Annotated in this window: 15 protein-coding genes and 2 pseudogenes; 10 read left to right on the top strand and 7 right to left on the bottom strand. The window is 62.2% G+C overall.

The features are described 5' to 3' along the window. Positions 1 to 2 precede the first annotated feature (2 nt). From BACI348_RS01380 to BACI348_RS01350, 7 genes are all read right to left on the bottom strand, one after another. Positions 3 to 1,214: a Gfo/Idh/MocA family protein gene (locus tag BACI348_RS01380; RefSeq protein ID WP_159823612.1), complete on the bottom strand. Its 1,212-nt coding sequence runs from the start codon at positions 1,212 to 1,214 to the stop codon at positions 3 to 5. Continuing rightward, positions 1,211 to 2,017, bottom strand: a complete 807-nt coding sequence (locus tag BACI348_RS01375; protein WP_159823611.1) for an HpcH/HpaI aldolase family protein — start codon at positions 2,015 to 2,017, stop codon at positions 1,211 to 1,213. The genes BACI348_RS01380 and BACI348_RS01375 overlap by 4 nt, the downstream gene beginning before the upstream one ends. Continuing rightward, positions 2,014 to 3,954, bottom strand: a complete 1,941-nt coding sequence (iolD, locus tag BACI348_RS01370) for a 3D-(3,5/4)-trihydroxycyclohexane-1,2-dione acylhydrolase (decyclizing) (RefSeq protein ID WP_236557336.1) — start codon at positions 3,952 to 3,954, stop codon at positions 2,014 to 2,016. The genes BACI348_RS01375 and iolD overlap by 4 nt, the downstream gene beginning before the upstream one ends. Before the next feature lie 20 nt (positions 3,955 to 3,974). Further along, positions 3,975 to 5,405, bottom strand: coding sequence for an aldehyde dehydrogenase family protein (locus BACI348_RS01365; protein WP_159823609.1), 1,431 nt, complete (start codon positions 5,403 to 5,405; stop codon positions 3,975 to 3,977). Positions 5,406 to 5,418: 13 nt separating this feature from the next. Further along, entirely contained in the window at positions 5,419 to 6,333 is a 915-nt protein-coding gene (locus tag BACI348_RS01360) for an ATP-binding cassette domain-containing protein (RefSeq protein WP_159823608.1), read from the bottom strand. A gap of 14 nt (positions 6,334 to 6,347) precedes the next feature. Then, positions 6,348 to 7,403: an ABC transporter permease gene (locus tag BACI348_RS01355; protein WP_159823607.1), complete on the bottom strand. Its 1,056-nt coding sequence runs from the start codon at positions 7,401 to 7,403 to the stop codon at positions 6,348 to 6,350. A gap of 64 nt (positions 7,404 to 7,467) precedes the next feature. Then, on the bottom strand, positions 7,468 to 8,412 hold the full coding sequence (locus BACI348_RS01350; protein WP_159829679.1) for a substrate-binding domain-containing protein: 945 nt from the start codon (positions 8,410 to 8,412) through the stop codon (positions 7,468 to 7,470). A 164-nt stretch (positions 8,413 to 8,576) separates the two neighbouring features. Between BACI348_RS01350 and BACI348_RS01345 the strand changes: the two genes are divergently transcribed. The 10 genes and pseudogenes from BACI348_RS01345 to BACI348_RS21045 all read left to right on the top strand — a co-directional run bounded on the left by BACI348_RS01345 (position 8,577) and on the right by BACI348_RS21045 (position 19,245). Continuing rightward, on the top strand, positions 8,577 to 8,849 hold the full coding sequence (locus BACI348_RS01345; RefSeq protein WP_159823606.1) for a hypothetical protein: 273 nt from the start codon (positions 8,577 to 8,579) through the stop codon (positions 8,847 to 8,849). A 307-nt stretch (positions 8,850 to 9,156) separates the two neighbouring features. Further along, positions 9,157 to 9,333 (top strand): annotated as a pseudogene (locus BACI348_RS20555) (recombinase family protein); the annotation flags it as partial. A gap of 575 nt (positions 9,334 to 9,908) precedes the next feature. Then, a complete protein-coding gene (locus BACI348_RS01340; protein WP_159823605.1) occupies positions 9,909 to 10,127 on the top strand; it encodes a helix-turn-helix domain-containing protein in 219 nt (72 codons plus the stop codon). A gap of 697 nt (positions 10,128 to 10,824) precedes the next feature. Then, positions 10,825 to 11,853 carry a UDP-glucuronic acid decarboxylase family protein gene (locus BACI348_RS01335; RefSeq protein ID WP_159823604.1) on the top strand — a complete coding sequence of 343 codons (1,029 nt, stop codon included), beginning with the start codon at positions 10,825 to 10,827 and terminating at the stop codon, positions 11,851 to 11,853. A 63-nt stretch (positions 11,854 to 11,916) separates the two neighbouring features. Further along, a complete protein-coding gene (locus BACI348_RS01330) occupies positions 11,917 to 13,236 on the top strand; it encodes a UDP-glucose dehydrogenase family protein (RefSeq protein WP_159823603.1) in 1,320 nt (439 codons plus the stop codon). Positions 13,237 to 13,263: 27 nt separating this feature from the next. Further along, positions 13,264 to 14,307, top strand: coding sequence for a UDP-glucose 4-epimerase GalE (gene galE / locus BACI348_RS01325; protein ID WP_159823602.1), 1,044 nt, complete (start codon positions 13,264 to 13,266; stop codon positions 14,305 to 14,307). After that, the gene (locus tag BACI348_RS01320; protein ID WP_159823601.1) at positions 14,304 to 16,175 is read left to right on the top strand and encodes a glycosyltransferase family 2 protein; all 1,872 of its coding nucleotides are present in this window, start codon (positions 14,304 to 14,306) and stop codon (positions 16,173 to 16,175) included. Before galE ends, BACI348_RS01320 begins: the two co-directional genes overlap by 4 nt. Before the next feature lie 184 nt (positions 16,176 to 16,359). After that, a pseudogene (locus BACI348_RS01315) lies at positions 16,360 to 17,496 on the top strand (glycoside hydrolase family 53 protein); the annotation flags it as partial. Between the two features lie 128 nt (positions 17,497 to 17,624). Continuing rightward, positions 17,625 to 18,503: a UTP--glucose-1-phosphate uridylyltransferase GalU gene (gene galU / locus BACI348_RS01310; RefSeq protein ID WP_159823600.1), complete on the top strand. Its 879-nt coding sequence runs from the start codon at positions 17,625 to 17,627 to the stop codon at positions 18,501 to 18,503. 457 nt (positions 18,504 to 18,960) lie between these two features. Next, entirely contained in the window at positions 18,961 to 19,245 is a 285-nt protein-coding gene (locus BACI348_RS21045) for a LacI family DNA-binding transcriptional regulator (protein ID WP_159823599.1), read from the top strand. Positions 19,246 to 19,404 lie beyond the last annotated feature (159 nt).

Genomic DNA, 19,404 nt, shown 5'->3' with positions numbered 1-19,404 from the left:
GGCTACGCTCTGGCCGCCGTCGTGCCGTGCAGTTCTTCGATCTTTTGCCAGAGCCCGCTGTCGGCGGAGGATTCGGCCGCCGTGACGATGGCTGCAGCGGAGGCGGCGTCGTGGATGTTGGAGTTGAGCTGTTCCCCGCCGGCAACTGCCACAAGGAACTTCTTGGCTTCGATGACTTTCAGATCATCGAAGCCCATCGAATTTCCGGGTCCGGGCTGGAACCGTGAGTAGTCGCCGTACTTCGGGCTCGCGTTGACGGTGGTGTAGCCCTGCTCGTCGTTGTTGCGGCCCAGGCAGACCTTCAGTTCATTCATCCGCTCAAAGTCCCACTTAAGGGATCCTTCGGTGCCGTAGACCTCGATCTGGTAGCCGCACTCGGGACCGACAGCAACGCGCGATGCTTCGACGGTACCGACGGCGCCGGCACCGGCGGCGGACGAACCAAACCGCACCAGGGCGGCGGCGTAGTCCTCGTTTTCTACGTTGCCCATCTCGCCGCCTTCGATCACCGCGAAGTGCGTTCCGGTCCCCATGGGGACCTTCGGCCTCTGCGTGTACACAGTATTGGTCAGGGCCGTGATCTCTGAGATCGGGCCTACAACATACTGGCACAGATCAGCGGCGTGGCTGAACAAATCCGCCAGCACGCCAGTACCGGCGAGTTTGCGGTCGAACCGCCATGACAGCGCGCCGTTCGGCTCCGAGGCGTAGCCGGAGAAGAAGACCGCCCGTACATTGGTGATCCTGCCAAGCCTGCCCTCAGTTACGAGGCGCCGGGCGTGCTCGACGGAGGGGGCATGCCGGTAGTTGTAGCCAATGGATGTCACCACCCCGGCGGCGGTGGCAGCGTCCCGGACTGCATTGGTTTCGTCGGCGCCGCGGCCAACGGGCTTTTCAATCCAGAAATGCTTGCCGGCTTTTGCCGCCGCGATTCCAATTTCGGCGTGCAGAAAGTTCGGTGCGCAGATGGAGACGACGTCAACATCGGGATGAGCGAGGACTTCCCGATAGTCGGCGGTTCCTTGTTCGAAGCCCAGCACGTCCCGGGCGAATTCGATCCGGCTGGGTTCGGTGTCGGCGGCTATGACCAGTCGCGTGTTGAGGCCCAGTTCCGGGTAGACGTAGGGAACGGAGGAGTACGCGCGGGCGTGCAGCTTACCCATCCATCCGACGCTGATCAGGCCGACGCCGATGGTCTTGGATGTGGTGGTCATGCGAGGGCCTTTCTGGGGTCTTCGAGATTTGAGGTGCGGGCCTTGTCGAAGGATTGACGAAGGGCTGCTGCCAGCAGGGTCGAATCAGACCCGATGGCCACAAAGCGGAAACCTTCTTCCACGTAGTTCGCCGCGGCGCTTCCATCAAGTGCGAGGATCCCGGCAGCTTTTCCGTGCCGTTCGGCCGCAGCGAGAACTTTTTGCAGTGCTTCCCTGTACAGGGGGCTGTTGAACTGCCGGGGAACCCCCAGAGCGGCGGACAGGTCCAGTGGTCCGACAAAGAGAACGTCGACGGACTCGAGGGAGGCCAGGGCGTCGACGTCCTCCAGTGCGGAGAGTGTTTCTACCTGGACGATCCCGAGTGTTTCCTGCTGATCTGCAGCCAGGGGGCTGGCGTCCATGCCCCATCGGCAAGCCCTGTTGTAGGTGGCGACGCCCCGGTCGCCGTAGGGCGGGTAGTGCAGGTGTACCAGCGCGTCGCTGGCTTCCTGGTAACTGTTCAGCCGCGGGAGCATGACGCCGGCGGCGCCTTGGTCCAGGGCGCGTCCGATGCGGATGCGTTCTGCGCTCTCTACCCGGACGAGGGTCGGTACACCGTAGGATGCGGCGGCCAGTACAGCGGGGCCGACGACGCTTTCGGTGCCTGCCCCGTGCTCAAGGTCTACCAGGACCCAGTCGGCGCCGGCGGCGGCGCAGACCTCAACGGCCGTCTGGGATGCCAGCCCGACGAAGGTGCCCACGGTGGTTTCCCCGGCACGGAGGCGTGCTCTCAGGGTGCCCCGGTCCAGGGGTCCGGCGCTCATCCGAACCACCGCTGGCGGCCGCGGGCTTCTTCGTACTCTGCGCGCAGGGTACGGACCCATTCATGCTCGGACACTTCTGCAGGGGCGACGTCCCACCAGACATCCCCGCCGGGGAGGTCGACGTGCGGGACCGTCGGTACGACGATCACGACGGGTCCACGTGTGCTCCGGGTCGAGTCCAGTGCCGCCCGCACTTCCTGGGCGGTGGATGCCCGCAATGCTGTGGCGCCCAGTCCCTCGGCGATCTGGCGCAGATCAACCTTCAGGTAGTCGCCTTCCAGACGGGGCGCGGCGCCTTCTGGTTCGGTGATCGGTCCGCCATTCTCGCGGTAGCGGAATTCGTTGCCGAACTCGCGGCCGCTGCGGTTCATCTGGAGCCGGTGGATCACCTGGTAGCCGTGGTTTTCCGAAACGATCACCGTTATGTCCAGGCCTTCCTGGGCGGCAGTGAGGATTTCCGTGGGGGCCATAAGGTAGGTGCCGTCACCGATGAAGGTGACCACACGGTTTCCGGTATCCCCCTCGGCCAGTCGCACGCCCATGCCTGCGGCGATTTCGTAGCCCATGCAGGAGAACCCGAATTCGAGGTGGCAGTTGCGGCCGTCCGTGGCATCCCAGACCTTCTGCAGGTCACCGGGGGGGCCTCCTGCTGCGGCGATGATGGTGTCACCGGAGCGGGCGTGTTCCTGGAGGAGTCCAATCAGCTGGGGCTGGGTGAGCACGGCCCCGGTTTCCGGGGCGTGCGGGTGGTCTTCGGGCCGGAAGGGCTGATCTGCATCCAGCCATTGGCTGCGGATGGGAGCCCACGCATCCTTTGCTGTCTGGACTGTGTCACGCCAGGACTCTGAGGTGCTGTGACCCTGGAGGGATTCGGCCAGGGCCTCCAGCGCCAGGCGGGCGTCGGCGAGAATGCCGGTGGCTCCCTGCTTCCGGGTGTCGGCGTCGACAACATTGACGGAGGCGAAGCGGACGTCGGGTGACTCGAAGATGGATTGTGATCCAGTGGCGAAGTCTGTCAGGCGGGTCCCGACGCTGATAACGAGGTCGGCCTGTTTGACGAGCTTGTTGGAGGCGAAGTTTCCTTCCAGGCCGACGCCGCCGACCTGCCACCACTCGTTCTTTGTTACGGCGCCCTTGCCCCCGAAGGTCTCAACGACCGGCAGGCCGATCTGGTTTGCCAGTGCCTCCAGGGCTGCGTGGGCGTCGGAGTAGTGGATGCCGCCGCCGGCGATCAGGACCGGCCGTTCGGCGTTTCGGATCAGCTGCGCGACGTCGCTGATTTCCTGGGGATCGGGCAGCGGGCGGCGGATTTTCCAGTCACGCGGTTCGAAAAACTCGGCGGGGAAGTCGTAGGCGTGTGACTGCACGTCCTGCGGCAGGGAGAGTACAACCGCGCCCGCGTCCGTGGGGCTGGTGAGCACGCGCATGGCCTGCGGCAACGCTGTCAGCAGCTGCTCCGGGCGGTTGATGCGGTCAAAGAATCGGGAGACGGGACGGAAGGAATCGTTGACCGTGAGATCGGCTTCCGTGGGGTGTTCGAGCTGCTGGAGTACCGGTCCCTGGTGCCGGGTGGCGTAGGTGTCCCCGGGCAGCAGGAGCAGGGGGATGCGGTTGACCGTGGCGAGACCGGCGGCGGTGACCAGGTTCAGTGCGCCGGGTCCGACGGATGCGGTGACGGCAAGGACAGCCTGGCGGCGGGACGCCTTGGCGTATGCGGTGGCGATGTGGGCCAGGTACTGCTCGTGGCGGCCCTGGATGAAAGGGAGCTCGTCTGAGTACTGGTCAAGTGCCTGGCCGAGGCCTGCGACGTTGCCGTGCCCGAAAATACCCAACGCGGCCGGGATGAGGCGGCGGCGCCTGCCGTCGGCAACGCTGTGCTGCGCGGCGAGGTACTTAACGATCGCCTGTGAGACCGTGAGGCGGATGGTGCTGGTCATTGTGTTTCCCGTCATTGTTATTACCAGGGACGTCCGTGAAGGACGACCGTTTTCTCTTCGGTCATCTCGTGAACCGCGGAACGGATGCCTTCTTTGCCGATGCCGCTTCCCTTCAAACCCCCGTATGGCATGAGGTCTGCCCGCCAGAGCGGGGTCCAGTTGATGTGGACGTTGCCGGCGTCCAGCTGGCGCATGGCGCGGACCGCTCCTGCAATGTCGGAAGTGAAGATGCCGGCTCCCAGCCCGTAGGGGTTGTCATTCGCCAGCGCCAGCGCGGACTCGAGGTCTGCCGCGGCGGACACAGCCACTGCTGGACCGAACAGTTCCTCCCGGCTGAAGGGGCTGGAGGGGTCGACGCCGGCCACGACGCTGGGCTGCAGGACTGCACCTGCGCGTTCACCGCCGGTCAGGACGCGGGCTCCGCCGTCGCGGGCCGCGGCGATGGAACCTTCTACGCGCTCGGCCTCGGCTGCAGAGATGAGGGAGCCGAGGCGGGTGGAGTCCTTTGCCGGGTCACCCACTTCAATCGCCTGGACCTTCGGTACCAGGGCGTCCAGGAAATCTGCTTCGATCTTGCGGTCCACCAGGACCCGCTGTACCGAGATGCACACCTGGCCTGCGTTGATGAACCCGCCGGCGGCGACCGCGGCCGCGGCGAGTTCGATGTCGGCGTCCGGGAGGATGATGACCGGGCACGACGCTCCCAGTTCGAGGGAGAGCTTCTTGACCCCGGCGATTGAGGCGATCCGGGTGCCGGTCGCTGTCGACCCGGTGAAGGACACCTTGCGGACCCGGGGGTCGCTGACCAGGACGTCGCCGAGGTCTCCTCCCCTGCCCGTCACGACGGACAGGGCTTCCGGGGCCAGCCCGGCGTCAACGAAGCATTCAGCGAGCTTGAGCGCCGTCAGAGGTGTGGATCGTGCGGGCTTGAGGACGACGGAATTGCCGGCGGCCAGGGCCGGTGCGATTTTGTGAAGTACCAGCAGCGCAGGGTAGTTGAACGGCGTAATGGCCACGACGATGCCACAGGGCTGCCGGAGGGTGAATCCGATTTTTTCGAATCCGGTTCCCGGGTTGGCGTCCAAGGGCAACGTATCGCCGTACAGCTGCGTGCCTTCGTAAGCGGCGAGACGGATGATGGAACCGGCACGTCCCGCTTCACCTCGGGCTTCGCTGATCGGTTTGCCGGTTTCGGCGGAGATGGTCCGGGCGATGTCTTCCGCACGCTCGTCAGCGAGGGCGGCGGCGCGGAGGAGAATATCCGACCGGACGTGGCCGGGGAGATTCCGCTGGATCTTCGCCCCGATTTCGGCCCGGTCCAGGGCGGCCTGGGCGTCCTGGACGGTGGCGACGGGAACAACGTCGATGACGTGGTTGTCAAAGGGTGAGCGGACTTCTTCTTCGCGTCCGTTCGAGGAACCCTGCCAGGTGCCTGATAAAAGCATCTTCATGGCTTTCTCTTTCTTATCGGGTGTGGACGCTCTCGGCCTGGACAGCTGCAGCTTCAGCCTGAACCTCGTGAAGGGTTTCGGTGTGTCCGCCGAGGGATTCCAGTTCGTGGGCGAGCTCGGCGAGTTCGGCGCCGCCGGCCATCTGCGCAGTGAGTTCTTCGAGCGTGATGTCCTTCTTCTCGTAGTAACCGATGGACTTACCGCGTTTGAGCAGGAGGAACCGGTCCCCCACCGGGAAGGCGTGGTGTGGATTGTGGGTGATGAAGACAACGCCCAGGCCGCGGTCGCGGGCCTGCAGGATGTAGCGCAGGACGACGCCTGACTGCTTGACGCCGAGGGCCGCCGTCGGCTCATCCAGGATCAGTACCTTGGCACCGAAATAGACGGCGCGGGCGATCGCGACACACTGGCGCTCACCGCCGGACAGCTGGCCAATGGGTTGTTCCACATCCCGGAGGTCGATACCCATTTCCGCGAGTTCCTTCTTTGTGATGTCCTTCATCCGCTGGACGTCCAGGCGCTTGAACGGGCCGAAACCGGTGGTCAGCTCGGAGCCGAGGAAGAAGTTCCGCCAGATGGGCATCAGCGGCACGACGGCGAGGTCCTGATAGACCGTGGCGATCCCGGCATCGAGGGCGTCGCGGGGGGAGCTGAATTTCCGCTCCTCCCCCATAATGTTCAAGGTTCCTTCATCATGCTGGTGCAGGCCGGCGATGATCTTGATCAGCGTGGATTTGCCGGCGCCGTTATCGCCCAGGACGCAGGTGACGCGGCCGTTGTCGACAGCCATGGTCACGTCGCGCAGTGCGACGATGTTCCCGTAGTGCTTTCCTACTGTGTCGAGGGAGAGCAGGTGGACGGGGGTGTGGGTGAGAGGGTCCCGTTCATTCTGGAGCAGCGTCTTTTGGTCGATTTGCTTGGCGTTCATTGGTCCGGCTCCTTCTACTTGAGCTCTGCTCGGCGCTTGACGATCAGGTTGACGATGGTGGCCAGCAGCAGCATGAGGCCGAGGAAGAACTTGAACCAGTCGGGGTTCCACTGGGCGTAGATGATGCCCTTGTTCGCCATGCCGAAGATAAAGGCACCGATGGCGCCGCCGATGGCGGAGCCGTAGCCGCCGGTTAGGAGGCAGCCGCCGATGACAGCGGCAATGATGTAGAGGAATTCATTGCCAATGCCTTCACCGGATTGCACCGCGTCGAAGGCGAACAGGTTGTGCATGCCAAGTACCCAGCCACAAAAGCCAACAGCCATGAAGAGGCCGATCTTGGTCTTGGTCACCGGGACACCCACTGCGCGGGCTGCGTTCGCGTCGCCGCCGGCGGCGAAGATCCAGTTTCCGACCCTGGTACGGAGCAGGACCCAGGAGGCGAGGAGGACCATGGCGATCCAGTAGAAGACGGTTATTTTGACTTCGATTCCGGCGATGGTGACTGCTGAGGCGAAGACTGCACGGGCGGAGGCAAAGCCGTCCAGGTTGGCGATGGAGGGGGTCGAGACGCTTCCACCGATAAGACGGGTGAGGGCCAGGTTGAGTCCGGTCAGCATCAGGAATGTGGCCAGGGTGACGATGAAGCTGGGAAGTTTGGTCCTGGCCAGGATCCAGCCGTTGACGAAGCCGATGGCCAGGGAAACGGCGAGGGCAAGGCCAACGCCCACCCAGACGTTGAAGGAGAAGTACCAGGAGAAGAGTGAGGCTGTGATGGCTGAGCTGATCACGGCAACACCTGTGGAGAGGTCAAACTCTCCGCCGATCATCAGCAGTGCCACACCGACGGCCATGATGCCGATGGTGGAGGAACCGTACAGCACCGTCGCGAACGAGCTGGGCTGCAGGAATGTGGGGGCAACGATTGAAAAGAAGACGAACAGGACGACGGCTCCGACGAGTGCCCCGACTTCGGGGCGCCCCAGCAGCGATTGCAGTGGGCTGCGACGTCCGATTCGCTCGTCAATTACCGGCGCACGGTGTGACGGCAGGGTTGCTGTGCTTGCCATGAAGAAAACTCCTTGTTGGTCGGGCTGCGCGGCTGCAGTGCCGCGCAGCCCGGTTCCTTTGGATCTAGCGGATGCCCTGTTGGGCGAATTTGAGTACGTCGGATGCGTTGGACTTGTCCACGATGGCCGGGCCGGTCAGGACGGGCTGGCCGCCGCCGATCCTGAAGCCGCCCACTTTGTTCTGCCAGATCGCATCAATCGATCCGTAGCCCTGCAGGTAAGGCTGCTGGTCCACGGTGAACAGGACCTTTCCGTCCACAATGTCCTGGGCAAGCTCGCCGTTGAGGTCGAAGCTTGCGACCTTCGCCGAGCTCCCGGCGTCCGCGATTGACTTGAGCACCGTGAGCGTGAACGGTGCACCAAGCCCGATGATGACGTCGGCGTCTTTCGTGGTCTGCAGCTTCGCAGTTGCTGTGGACTGCACCGACGTCATGTCCTGGCCGTTGACGTACAGGATTTCGGTGTTCGGGACCTTTTCCTTGACGCCCCCGCAGCGCTGCTCGAGAGCGACGTTGCCCTGCTCCTGGATGACACAAATCGGGTGCTTCAAGCCCTGTGAGACCAGCTGTGCACCCACAGCTTCACCGGCCAGCTTCTCATCCGAACCGAAGTGTGTGAAGGCGCCAAGCTTGGCCGAGACATCCGAACCCGAGTTCAGTGTGACCACCGGGATTCCCGCATCGACCGCCTTCTTCAAGGCATCCTTCAGCGCGTCCGGCTTGGCGAGGGTAACGGCGATCCCGTCAACCTTCTGATCGATGGCCTGCTGTACCAGCTGCGCCTGGCGGCCGGCGTCAGCGTCACTGGTGTAAAGGATCTCAACATTGTCTTTGGCTGCGGCCGCTTCAGCACCTTTGCGGACAATGTCCCAAAAGGTATCACCGGCAGCGGCGTGGGTGATCAACGCAACCTTGAGCCGAGGGGTGGAAGCAACCTGGCCGCCGCTGCCCCCAGCCGCAGTGTCAGCAGGCTTGCCTCCCTGAGCGGAACATGCGGTAAGGGCCAGCATCGGAACAAGGGCCAGCGTAGCCAGGCCCCTCGTCCATGTCTTTTTGAGCACAACATCTCCTTTGATTCATGTGCGGTCCAGGCTCTGCTAACGGAGCTCTATGAATGTGACCTGCGTCTCGAAGTGGACCGGTCCAAAACTAACACGGCCTAAATATGGTGTCAATGGACCGGTCCATCATGGTGCCCGTACGTAGTTGCGCGCCCGTACGGGCGGCCGCGTTGGCGGAGCGCGGTCAGCGGCGCACTGCTGACCAGGTCCATACCGGCGAGGCCCGCGACGATACCTGCCGCAGTAAAGGCGGAAGCGGGGAGTTGATGGCGGCAACACCGCCGTCGAACAACCAGGGCACCGGCGGCGACAACCGACGCCCACGTGATAACGGTGAGGAGGTCGGCCCGGAGCATTCGCCGCCGGTACTCGGAAACAAATGGTAAGGCCGGCTCACGGAAGCCCTTGGAAGCCGGAGGGGTCGGCAACAACTGCGTCTTCATGCTTCAAAGATGCGGGGATTCAGTAAGCTGTGGAACAGGTCCTTGATCCGCTATGACTAGCAACAAGCCAGGGCGCGGGGCTCCTCTTGGAGCATTCATGAAGTCAACATGATGCCGTCTGTCGCTGAAGTGGATTTCTACTGATCTAAGAGAAAGTACACCCCAACCCAACGCTGTGATACCGGGGTCTTGACCTCCTGTAGTACACATCTAGAACTCATCCTCACAGGTGGAGGGGTTGGAGGTTGCAGTGGTCGGACAGAGGATCGAGTACGTGCACATGAGCTCGCTGGATCAGAACGAGAAGCGTCAGCTTGAAGGCCAGGTTCTGGATCGGGTCTTTATGGACAAGGCTTCCGGCAGGGACACTGCCAGGCCACAGCGCGATGGGAGATGGGTCGTGCTCACACTATTGCTTTCGCTGGCCTGGACGCCCCGCCGGCAACGCCTGTGGGCGGCGGCACCGGAAGGTGCTAAACAGAAGCTATCTTTCGCGGCTTACACAGTCCACTAAGTGAATGCCCCCGATTTTGAGAACGAAACATCGGCCAGCCCTCAGAGGCTCAAGTTGATGAAAGGTTCACTATCGGTTCCTGATGGAGTTGCGGGAGTGCGCTGGGCCGGTTTCTTGCCGTCAATGGTGGCGTTCTCCCAGCCTCCGGAAGTCTCAACTGCGAGGCGTGGCAGGTCGCGTCCGTAACAAAGTCGTGTTCACGGTGTTGCCTTGGATGGGTAGAAGGACTTGCTGGCTGCCACCGGGGTACACCAGGACGTGCTGCCCGAAAGCGATTGCCCCGGGCGTCGTGTCCAGTGACTGGGCAATGTGTTGCTTCCCAGCTGTGAGGATGGACACCGCGTCGTTCTCGCGCTCATTTTCACAGCTGACGTACAGGTGAAATTGCAGCGGGAACCCCACTTTGGCGTCTAAGGTTTCAGAAAGGTCGACGCTCGGCTCAGCGATTGGTTCACCTGAATTATCGCTGTGTGTGCAAGGAGCCGACCATGAACGCGGATAAACGTGAGTCCTTTCTCACCGTCGCCGAAGTCGCTGGTGCGATGAGGGTATCCACCGCAACGGTGTATCGCCTGGTGAAAGTCCGAGAGATTCCTGCTGTTCGGTTCGGCCGCTCCTACCGAATCTCCGAGAGAGAAGTTGGCGACTACATCGCCCGCGCGAGCCTTGAGACGGACGGACAGCCCGAGCATTCGGACGACACTTAGGACGGACGGCCAGCCAGAGCATTCGGACGCCTCTTGCGGCCATCGTGGACGCGTCGTAATTCCGTAACTCCAGTCGCTACGCGGCTGATGGCTGCCCGACCGTTGTACTCTTCGGCTCCGCCTGAGCTGGTCAATTCTGCGTCCATGTTCGAGGCAGTCTTCGCGTTCTTGGCGGGCATAGGCGGTGGGGCCGCGGCGTCTGCTGCGGTACGTGGTGCGCGCCCATAACATCCTCTCCCTTAAGCCTCTCAGGTGACTCTGCGGCGTCATCAGCGACCGGACTGCCGCTCTGTTTTGGCCCCGGGCGGCCTCTTGAAGGTTAAACCTTCCAATTCTGGATCGTTTCATGAAGGAGGCCCCGTTCGCGTTCTTCGTCATCCGTCCCATCCGTAACACACTTGGTTTCGCTGCGATGACGGAAACGAGTAGGAACCAAGTATTTGTATGTCCTTCACGTAAATTGATGCCCTTTTTCAGGATCAAAAGCAGGTACCGCCTTTTATGGCCACCGTTGCATCTTGTCGCCTAGCTTGTGTCTTACCAACACGTTCTCAGCTGTTGGTTCCCGCTTTGGAGATCAGGACCATTCCTGGCCGCCAGGCAAGACAAAGCCGAATGCGGGAGTAGTTGGAGCGAGCATCCACTGCCGCTACTGCTTTACTCAACGACGAAATCCACAACCTGATTAGGGGTAAACATGCGTGTCCTAATAACCGGTGGAGCGGGATTCCTCGGCTCCCATTTATGCGAAGCACTATTGCTGCGCGGCGATACCGTTGTCTGTGCCGACGACCTTTCGACAGGCCGGCTCAGCAATATCGCGGCGTTCACTGACAATCCAAAATTCACCTTTCTGCAGGTCGACGTCAGCACCGGCCTTACCGTTCCGGGACACCTGGATGCGGTGGCGCACCTCGCCAGTCCGGCCTCGCCGCCGGATTATCACCGTCTCCCGCTGGAAACGCTGGCCGTAGGAAGCCGCGGTACCGAGAATGCACTAAGGGTAGCGGAGGAGAATGCCGCCAGGTTCGTCCTCGCGTCCACCAGCGAGATTTATGGAGACCCTACAGTCCACCCGCAAAACGAACAGTACTGGGGAAACGTCAGCTCAATCGGTCCCCGCAGCGTTTACGACGAGGCGAAACGCTTTGCGGAGGCCCTCGCCATGGCGTACTCCCGCAGTCGGGGAGTGAACGTGGGTATCGTGAGGATCTTCAACACCTTCGGTCCCCGGATGCGGGCAGAGGACGGACGCGTCGTCTCAAGCTTCATAGCACAGGCGCTGAACGGTGACCCCCTAACTATCTACGGCGACGGGCAGCAGACGCGCAGCTTCTGCTACGTGGACGACCTCATCCGCGGCATCGTGGCAATGATTGACAGCAGCGAATCGGGACCTGTCAACCTCGGAAACCCTATCGAGCGAACCGTTCAGGAGCTTGCCGAGATGGTCCTTGACATCACAGGGTCCGAATCAGCCATCGAGTTCCATCAGCGGCCGGTCGACGACCCCGCCCGTCGCCGGCCCGACATCAAACTTGCCCGGGACCTGTTGGGCTGGCAACCCCGAGTTTCTACCGAGGAGGGTCTGCAGCACCTCGTCGACTACTTCCGCTCCCATGCCGGCGAAGTCTCCGCGGCGGCCGGAAGCATCTCCGGGGCCCAGTTCGAGGGGGGCCCAGCACTTTCACCGCAGGAACCTTCAGCCCTGGCCCTGCCCGCCTGAAACTGCCCGTTCAGCTCGTGGATGCGGGCCAAAACCGCATTCCCAAAAAATTGAGGAGGAAGCATGCGCATCACAGTTATTGGAACAGGATATTTGGGAGCCGTTCACGCGGCCGGCATGGCAGAACTGGGACACGACGTCCTGGGGGTGGACGTCGATGCAGGCAAGATTGACAGGCTCACCCAGGGCGTCGCACCGTTCTATGAGCCCGGATTCCCTGAACTGCTTCGCGCAAATCTTGACGCGGGCCGGTTACGGTTTTCAACATCCCTGAAGGAAGCAGCGGAGTTCGGTGAGGTCCATTTCATCTGCGTCGGTACCCCGCAACGGCCAGGCTCAACCTCTGCCGACATGAAGTTCGTCGACGCGGTCATCGAGGGCATGGCCCCACATCTGCACCAGCCCTGCCTCATAGTGGGAAAATCCACCGTGCCGGTAGGAACTGCTCACCGTCTCAGTTCCATGGTGGCTCAACTCGCGCCGGTCGGGGAACAGGCCGAAGTAGCCTGGAACCCGGAGTTCCTGCGGGAAGGCTTCGCTGTCAATGACACGCTGCATCCGGACCGTCTCGTGGTGGGGGTGTCCTCGTCCGAGGCAGAGGCAACGCTGCGGGCTGTGTACGACCGGATTCTCGAAGCAGGCACGCCGTACATTGTGACGGACGTGGCCACCGCGGAACTGGTGAAAGTCTCGGCGAACGCGTTCCTCGCCACCAAGATTTCGTTTATCAATGCCATCTCCGAAGTGTGCGAGGCAGCCGGGGCCGACATCATTCCCCTCGCCAAAGCCCTCGGGCACGACGCGCGGATCGGCAACCGCTTCCTGGCCCCCGGTGTCGGCTTCGGCGGAGGATGCCTGCCCAAGGACATCCGTGCCTTCCTGGCCCGCGCCGAGGAACTGGGTGTCGATGAATCCCTGGCATTCCTGAAAAACATCGATGCCATCAACGTCAATCGGCGGCGCAGTGCACTGACCCTGGCCCGCGGGATGCTGGGCGGCTCGCTAAGCAACAAACGGATCGCCGTCCTGGGAGCTGCCTTCAAGCCCAACAGCGACGACGTGCGGGATTCACCTGCCCTGAGCGTCGCCAACGCGCTCCAGGTGCAAGGTGCTGATGTACGGGTTCACGATCCCGAAGCCATTGAGAACGCCCGCGCAGCCTATCCGCTGCTCAACTACACGACAGATGTGCAGAAGACCTTTGAAGGGTCCGAGCTTGTCATCCATCTCACCGAATGGCAGGAATACCGGGATCTCGACCCGCTGCACCTGTCAGCACTGGTCTCCGCCCCGCACATCCTGGACGCCCGAAACACGCTCGACATCGATCTGTGGCGCTCGGCGGGGTGGACCGTCCGGGCCATGGGCCGCCCGGCGAGGTAAACCCGAAGGCTTGAAGGAGAACACACCATGACAAAACCGACAGCACTTGTCACAGGCGGAGCTGGTTTCATCGGCAGCCATTGCTGCCTGGACCTTATCCTCAACGGCTACAACGTCGTCGTGATTGACAACTTCGTCAACAGTTCCATCACGGCGATCGAGCAGATAGAACACATCACGGGCGGCAGCATCACGGTCTACGCCATCGACGTGGCCGACAAGGATGCCGTGGACGCAGTCCTGGCCGAGCAACCGGTCGACGTCGTTATTCATTTCGCCGCCTATAAGGCGGTCGGTGACTCAATGAACCGCCCCCTGGAGTACTACACGAACAACGTAGCCGGACTGCTCAACCTCCTCAACGCCATGGGGGACGCAGGAATAAAGCACCTGATCTTTTCCTCGTCATGTTCCATTTATGGGGATGCTCTGGAACTTCCCCTCACCGAAGACTCGCCGGCCGGCCCAACCAACCCTTATGCACAAAGTAAATGGATGTGCGAAAAGATCCTGGTTGACCTGTGCAGCCGTTTCCCGGACTGGTCAGTCACCGCGCTGCGCTACTTCAATCCCGCCGGCGCCCACGAGAGTGGTGCAATCGGCGAAGATCCTGCAGGCATCCCAACGAACATCGTGCCATTCCTGACCCAGCTCGCGGCAGGGCGCCATGAATCAGTCCAAGTGTTCGGTTCGGACTACGCCACGCCTGATGGAACCGCCGTCAGGGACTACATTCACGTCATGGACGTCGTTGAGGGCCACAGGCTGGCGCTCGAGGTTGGCCCGGTACCCGGATTCCGGCGATACAACCTGGGCACCGGCGTCGGAACATCGGTCCTGGAACTGATCCGTGAGTTCGAAACCGTCACCGGCCAAGCCATCCCCTATCAGATCGTTGAACGCCGGCCTGGAGACGTACCCGAACTGGTTGCTTCCCCTGCCTTGGCCCAGGCTGACCTGGGCTGGACCGCACGCCGTACCCTGACCGACATGTGCCGGGACGCCTGGAACTTCCAGGAAAAGCACCCCCGCGGATACAAGGACATCCTGAGTCTCAAGGAGACCTCATGACCATAGAACCAACCACCATCTTCACGCCAGCGACTTCAGCTTCAACCGAGCAGTACCTCACAGACAGGGCAAGACGCAGGAAACCCGGTGACGCCGGACCAAGCACCCTAGTAGCCGTTACGGACCACGGGCCGGTCCTCTCCGGCCGGCGGGCACCGCGGCTGGCCACTAATCCGGACTTGTATGTGCGGGTCCTCTCCCCCGGGCGGCGGGATCTGATCGCCGCACTCACCCTCGGATGGGGCATCGCGTTCGTTGCTTTCTGGATGTGGTGGCTGCAGCCAGAACACAACGTGGGTTGGCCTGGCCTGATTCTGAATTCGGTCCTGCTGTTCTATTTGTCGTACCTGCCCAGCTACTTCCTCATCGCTGTTAACCGGCTTCGGCAAATAAATCCAGCGTTGCCCGTCCCCGATCTGCGGACCGCCTTTGTGGTGACCAAGGCCCCTTCGGAACCATGGGACGTGGCCAAGAAGACCATCCAGGCGATGCTGGACCAGGACTTTCCACACGCCTATGACGTCTGGCTCTGCGATGAAGACCCCTCCCAAGAGGTGCTGGAGTGGTGTTCACAACGGGACGTGAAGGTATCCACCCGACGTGGCGTCCCCGGCTACCACCAGCCTCAGTGGCCCAGGCGGACCCGCTGCAAGGAGGGCAACCTCGCCTACTTCTACGACACCGTGGGATACCGAAACTATGATGTCGTCGCCCAACTCGACTGCGATCACGTTCCGGCCCGGCACTACTTGGCCGAGATGGTCCGGCCGTTCGCCGACTCCAGCATCGGCTACGTTGCGGCCCCGAGTATCTGTGACACCAATGCGGCTGCGTCCTGGTCCGCCCGCGGACGGGTCCACAAAGAAGGAACATTCCACGGACCCTTCCAGGCAGGGCATGTCGGCGGACTGGCGCCTCTCTGCATCGGCTCCCACTACGCGGCACGGACGGCGGCGTTGAAGGATATCGGTGGAATCGGTCCCGAACTCGCAGAGGACTTCTCCACAAGCTTCCTGCTGAACTCGGCCGGCTGGCAGGGCGCCTTCGCCCAGAACGCCGAGGCACACGGCGAGGGGCCGCACACCTTCGCCGCCAAAGCAGTCCAGGAATTTCAGTGGTCACGCAGCCTGGTCGTGTTGCTCCTGGAAACACTCCCCCGCCACCTGAACCGGTTCCCGTGGCGGCTCCGCTTCCGGTTCCTCTTCGCCCTGTCGTACTACCCGCTGCTGGCGGCGACGACTATCGCAGGGCTGACGCTGCCAGCCATCGCTGCAGTTACCGGCGTTCCCTGGGTCAACGTCAACTACCTGGAGTTCCTGGCACGATGGGCCGTGATCAGCATCTGGCTGGTCCTCATCACCTACCTGGTTCGGCGGTGGGGCCTCCTGCGCCCCCACGACGCCCCCGTCTTCAGCTGGGAAAACTGGCTCTATACCCTCGCCCGCTGGCCCTTCATCGCCCGGGGAGTCCTCGCCGCAGTCATCCAGAAAATCCGTCCCAGGACTGTGGATTTCAAAGTAACCCCCAAATCCCGGGGCACTTTCGAACGACTCGACGGCAAGCTCCTTGCGCCCTATTACGGCATCTCGGTCTTAATGAGCGCCGCAGCGCTGACGGGCGAAGCAACCACCGCCGCCTACGGATACGTCTTCCTGTGCCTGATGGCCGCCGGCTCGTACGCCGTCGTCGCCCTGGCAGTCCCCCTGCTCCACGCCAAAGAGAGCGCTGCCGCGGCGAAGGCTCCGTTCTTCACAGCCGTCAAGGCAACCATCGCTGTCCCCTTGGCCATCACAGCGGCCGTTTGGGCCCCACTGCTCGTCGCAGTCGCCCAATTCCCTCACTACATCCGACCGTTCCTCGCCCTGTAAAGAACTCACCTACCGGACGGTGGTCGCGCTTCCTCGCACAGACCTGCCCGGCGCGCCCGGCCGGACCATCCCATGACCGGAGACCGCTCTTGCCCGACTGTGTCATCAACACATTGCCGGCCCTGCCCGAGCAAATGAGATCCAGGATCATACATTGACGCCGGGCCCAGGGAAAGGGACTCGAATGAGCTCAGCCTTACAGAACTGGTGGCCGTGGCGAACGCACACCATGGTGATCGCCGCATCCGTGGTGATTCTAGGACTGATCGCCGCCACGGCCACCCTCAACCAGCCCACAACTTCCGCTGCCCTGAAAATCCGAGGTGCGGACATCTCCTTTACCCTGCAGGAGGAAAACAACAACCAAAGCCTCACCGACAACGGCCAGGCAGCGCCGATCGAAACCATCCTCGCCCAGCACGGCGCAAATTACGCCCGCCTCAGGATCTGGGTCAATCCCCCAAAAGGCACCAGCGACCTGGATTCCGCACTCACACTGGCCCGCCGCGCCCACGCAGCAGGCCTTCATATCCTTCTCGACCTCCACTACTCCGATTCCTGGGCAGATCGGACCAGCCAACAAACACCCGCAGCATGGCAAAGACTAACCGGTGCAGACCTGCGCAACACCGTCCAAACCTATACACGGGACGTCACAGCGGCATTTGCGCGGCAGGGCACTCCAGCCGACATCGTGCAGATCGGCAACGAGACCACACACGGAATGCTTTGGCCGAGCGGCCAAATTTACAAACAAACCGGAGAAGACTGGCCTGGCTATGCCGACCTGGTCAAGGCTGCAATCGCCGGGGCGAAGGAAGCAAACCCAGCTGGAACTCCCCTGATCATGCTTCACATCGACACCGGCGGCGACCAGGAAGCCTCAACCTACTACTTCGACCACATACAGCAGCAAGGAATCAGCTTCGACCTCATCGGCCTGACCTACTATCCATTCTGGAACGGCCCCCTCGCCGACCTTCAACGAAACCTCAACAACCTGGCCGGCAGATACGGCAAAGACATCCTCATCGCTGAAACGGCCTACCCCTGGACACTCTCAAGTGCCGACAACACCCCGAGCGTCGTGACCTCCCTCGAAGCGCTCCCCGACGCCGCAGCGCATCCACCCACCCCGCAGGGCCAAGCAACATATTTCGCGGCACTGAACCGAATACTCCGCGAGGTTCCCAACGGGCATGGTACCGGGTATCTCATCTGGGAGCCCGGATGGCTTCCCGGGGTTCCCGCAGACGCCCGTACCGGCAACGCCCACACCAACCTCACCTTGTTCGACTGGTGGGGCCACGGTCTACCTGCACTGGACGCTTTTCGACCCACAGGAACTACTACAGGGCATTGACCCCTGTTCGCATCGGCCACACGGGCAAACAAAGGACCGATCCACAGCCTCTACGAAAACGAGACCACCTAGACAAGGAAAGCCTCATGCGCAAAGCCATCATCCCCGCCGCTGGCCTGGGAACAAGATTTCTGCCCGCCACCAAAGCCATGCCCAAAGAAATGCTTCCCCTTATAGACCGCCCAGCCATTCAATACGTCGTCGAAGAAGCCGTCCGCGCCGGCCTCACCGACATCGTCATGATCACCGGCCGGAACAAGCGAGCCCTGGAAGACCACTTCGACCGCGAACCCTTCCTCGAACAATCTCTCGCAAACAAGGGCGATCTTTCGAAGCTGGCAGCCGTCCAGAAATCCTCAATGCTGGCCGACATCCACTACCTGCGCCAAGGCGATCCCCTGGGCCTGGGCCACGCCGTACTCAAGGCACGAAAGCACATCGGAAACGAACCCTTCGCCGTCCTGCTGGGCGATGACCTGCTCGACGAGCAGGACGAAATCCTGAATGAGATGGCAGACGTGCAAAGGCTCACTGGTGGTTCCGTAGTGGCGCTCATGGAGGTCCACCCATCAGAAATCAGCGCTTACGGCTGCGCAGACGCCACCCAGACAGCGGGGAAGCATTTGCGTATAAAGGGCCTCGTCGAGAAACCAAACCCATCGACCGCCCCCTCCAACCTCGCCGTGATCGGCCGGTACGTACTCCACCCCCGAATCTTCGACATCCTCGCCGAAACCCCTCCCGGACGAGGCGGTGAAATCCAGCTAACAGATGCCCTTCAGACCCTCGCCGTCGCCGAAGGGCCGGGCTCCGGGGTATACGGTGTGGTCTTCCGCGGAAGGCGCTTCGACACCGGAGACAAACTCAGCTACCTCAAGGCGATATTCACTCTCGCCCTCGAGCACGTTGACCTCGGCCCCGGCATACGGGAATGGCTGGACGAGTCACTGCTACCCGTCCCGTGACAGCTGGCTGCCTGCGCGCAAAAAGGAAGCGGTCAAACTGGTGCTCTGGCACGAGAAGCTCTCGTTTCCGTCGGTGCATAGCGCGCCGCCGCGTGGCTACAGCAGCTGAGGCCTGAAGGCCCTGCACAAAGGCCTTCAGACGAAGAACCGGCGCGCAGGCCGGTTGTAGCCACGCCGGGCCTGACTGGGCCAACAGGGGTGTGGGCGGAAGGACGCCGTCATTCTTCAGCCCGCACCACCACAAAGAGGATCAAAATTCATGATGATCCGATCTAGAACACTCCCGACCTATAGCGCACGCCGTGTCTCACCCGTCCGGCCTGGGAACCGCGCCAGGATGTGGCATGACGAGCAAGGGCGAACACCGCCGGTGCACAAAGCGGTCCCTCACCTCCTTGCAGACCGACACGAACCATCCAGTTAGGCTGGAGCGACAAAGCATCGAAGGAGCTGAACGATGGCGACACTGCGCGAAGTAGCCGAACTAGCTGCTGTCTTCGTGGCCACGGCATCCCGTGTCCTAAACGGGTCAGCACATCCGGTCTCCTCGGATGTAACGGCAAGCGTGAGAACGGCAACCCAAACCCTGGTATACACACCGAACGCCGCAACACAGGCCCTGAAGCAACAACACAGCAAGATCATCGGAGTCATCGCCAGCGACATCCTCGACCCGTACTTGCCGAACTCGCGCGCGGCATCGAGATCGAAGCCGCCAAGTCCGGCTACGTCACGATTCTGACCAATGCCAACCGTGATGCAGAGCAGGAGCGAACAAAGTTCAGGGTACTGCGGGAACACCAAGCGTCGGGCATCCTGTTCTGCGGCAGCGATATCGAGGGTTCACCGGCACAGCCGAACTGGCCCGTGAGGTCACGTTGCCGTCCGATCCGGAACACGG

This window comes from Arthrobacter sp. 9AX (assembly GCF_902506095.1).
Taxonomy (GTDB): Bacteria; Actinomycetota; Actinomycetes; order Actinomycetales; family Micrococcaceae; genus Arthrobacter.
The sequence above is the reverse complement of the archived record's forward strand: the minus strand, read 5'-3'. Positions and strand labels throughout refer to the sequence as shown.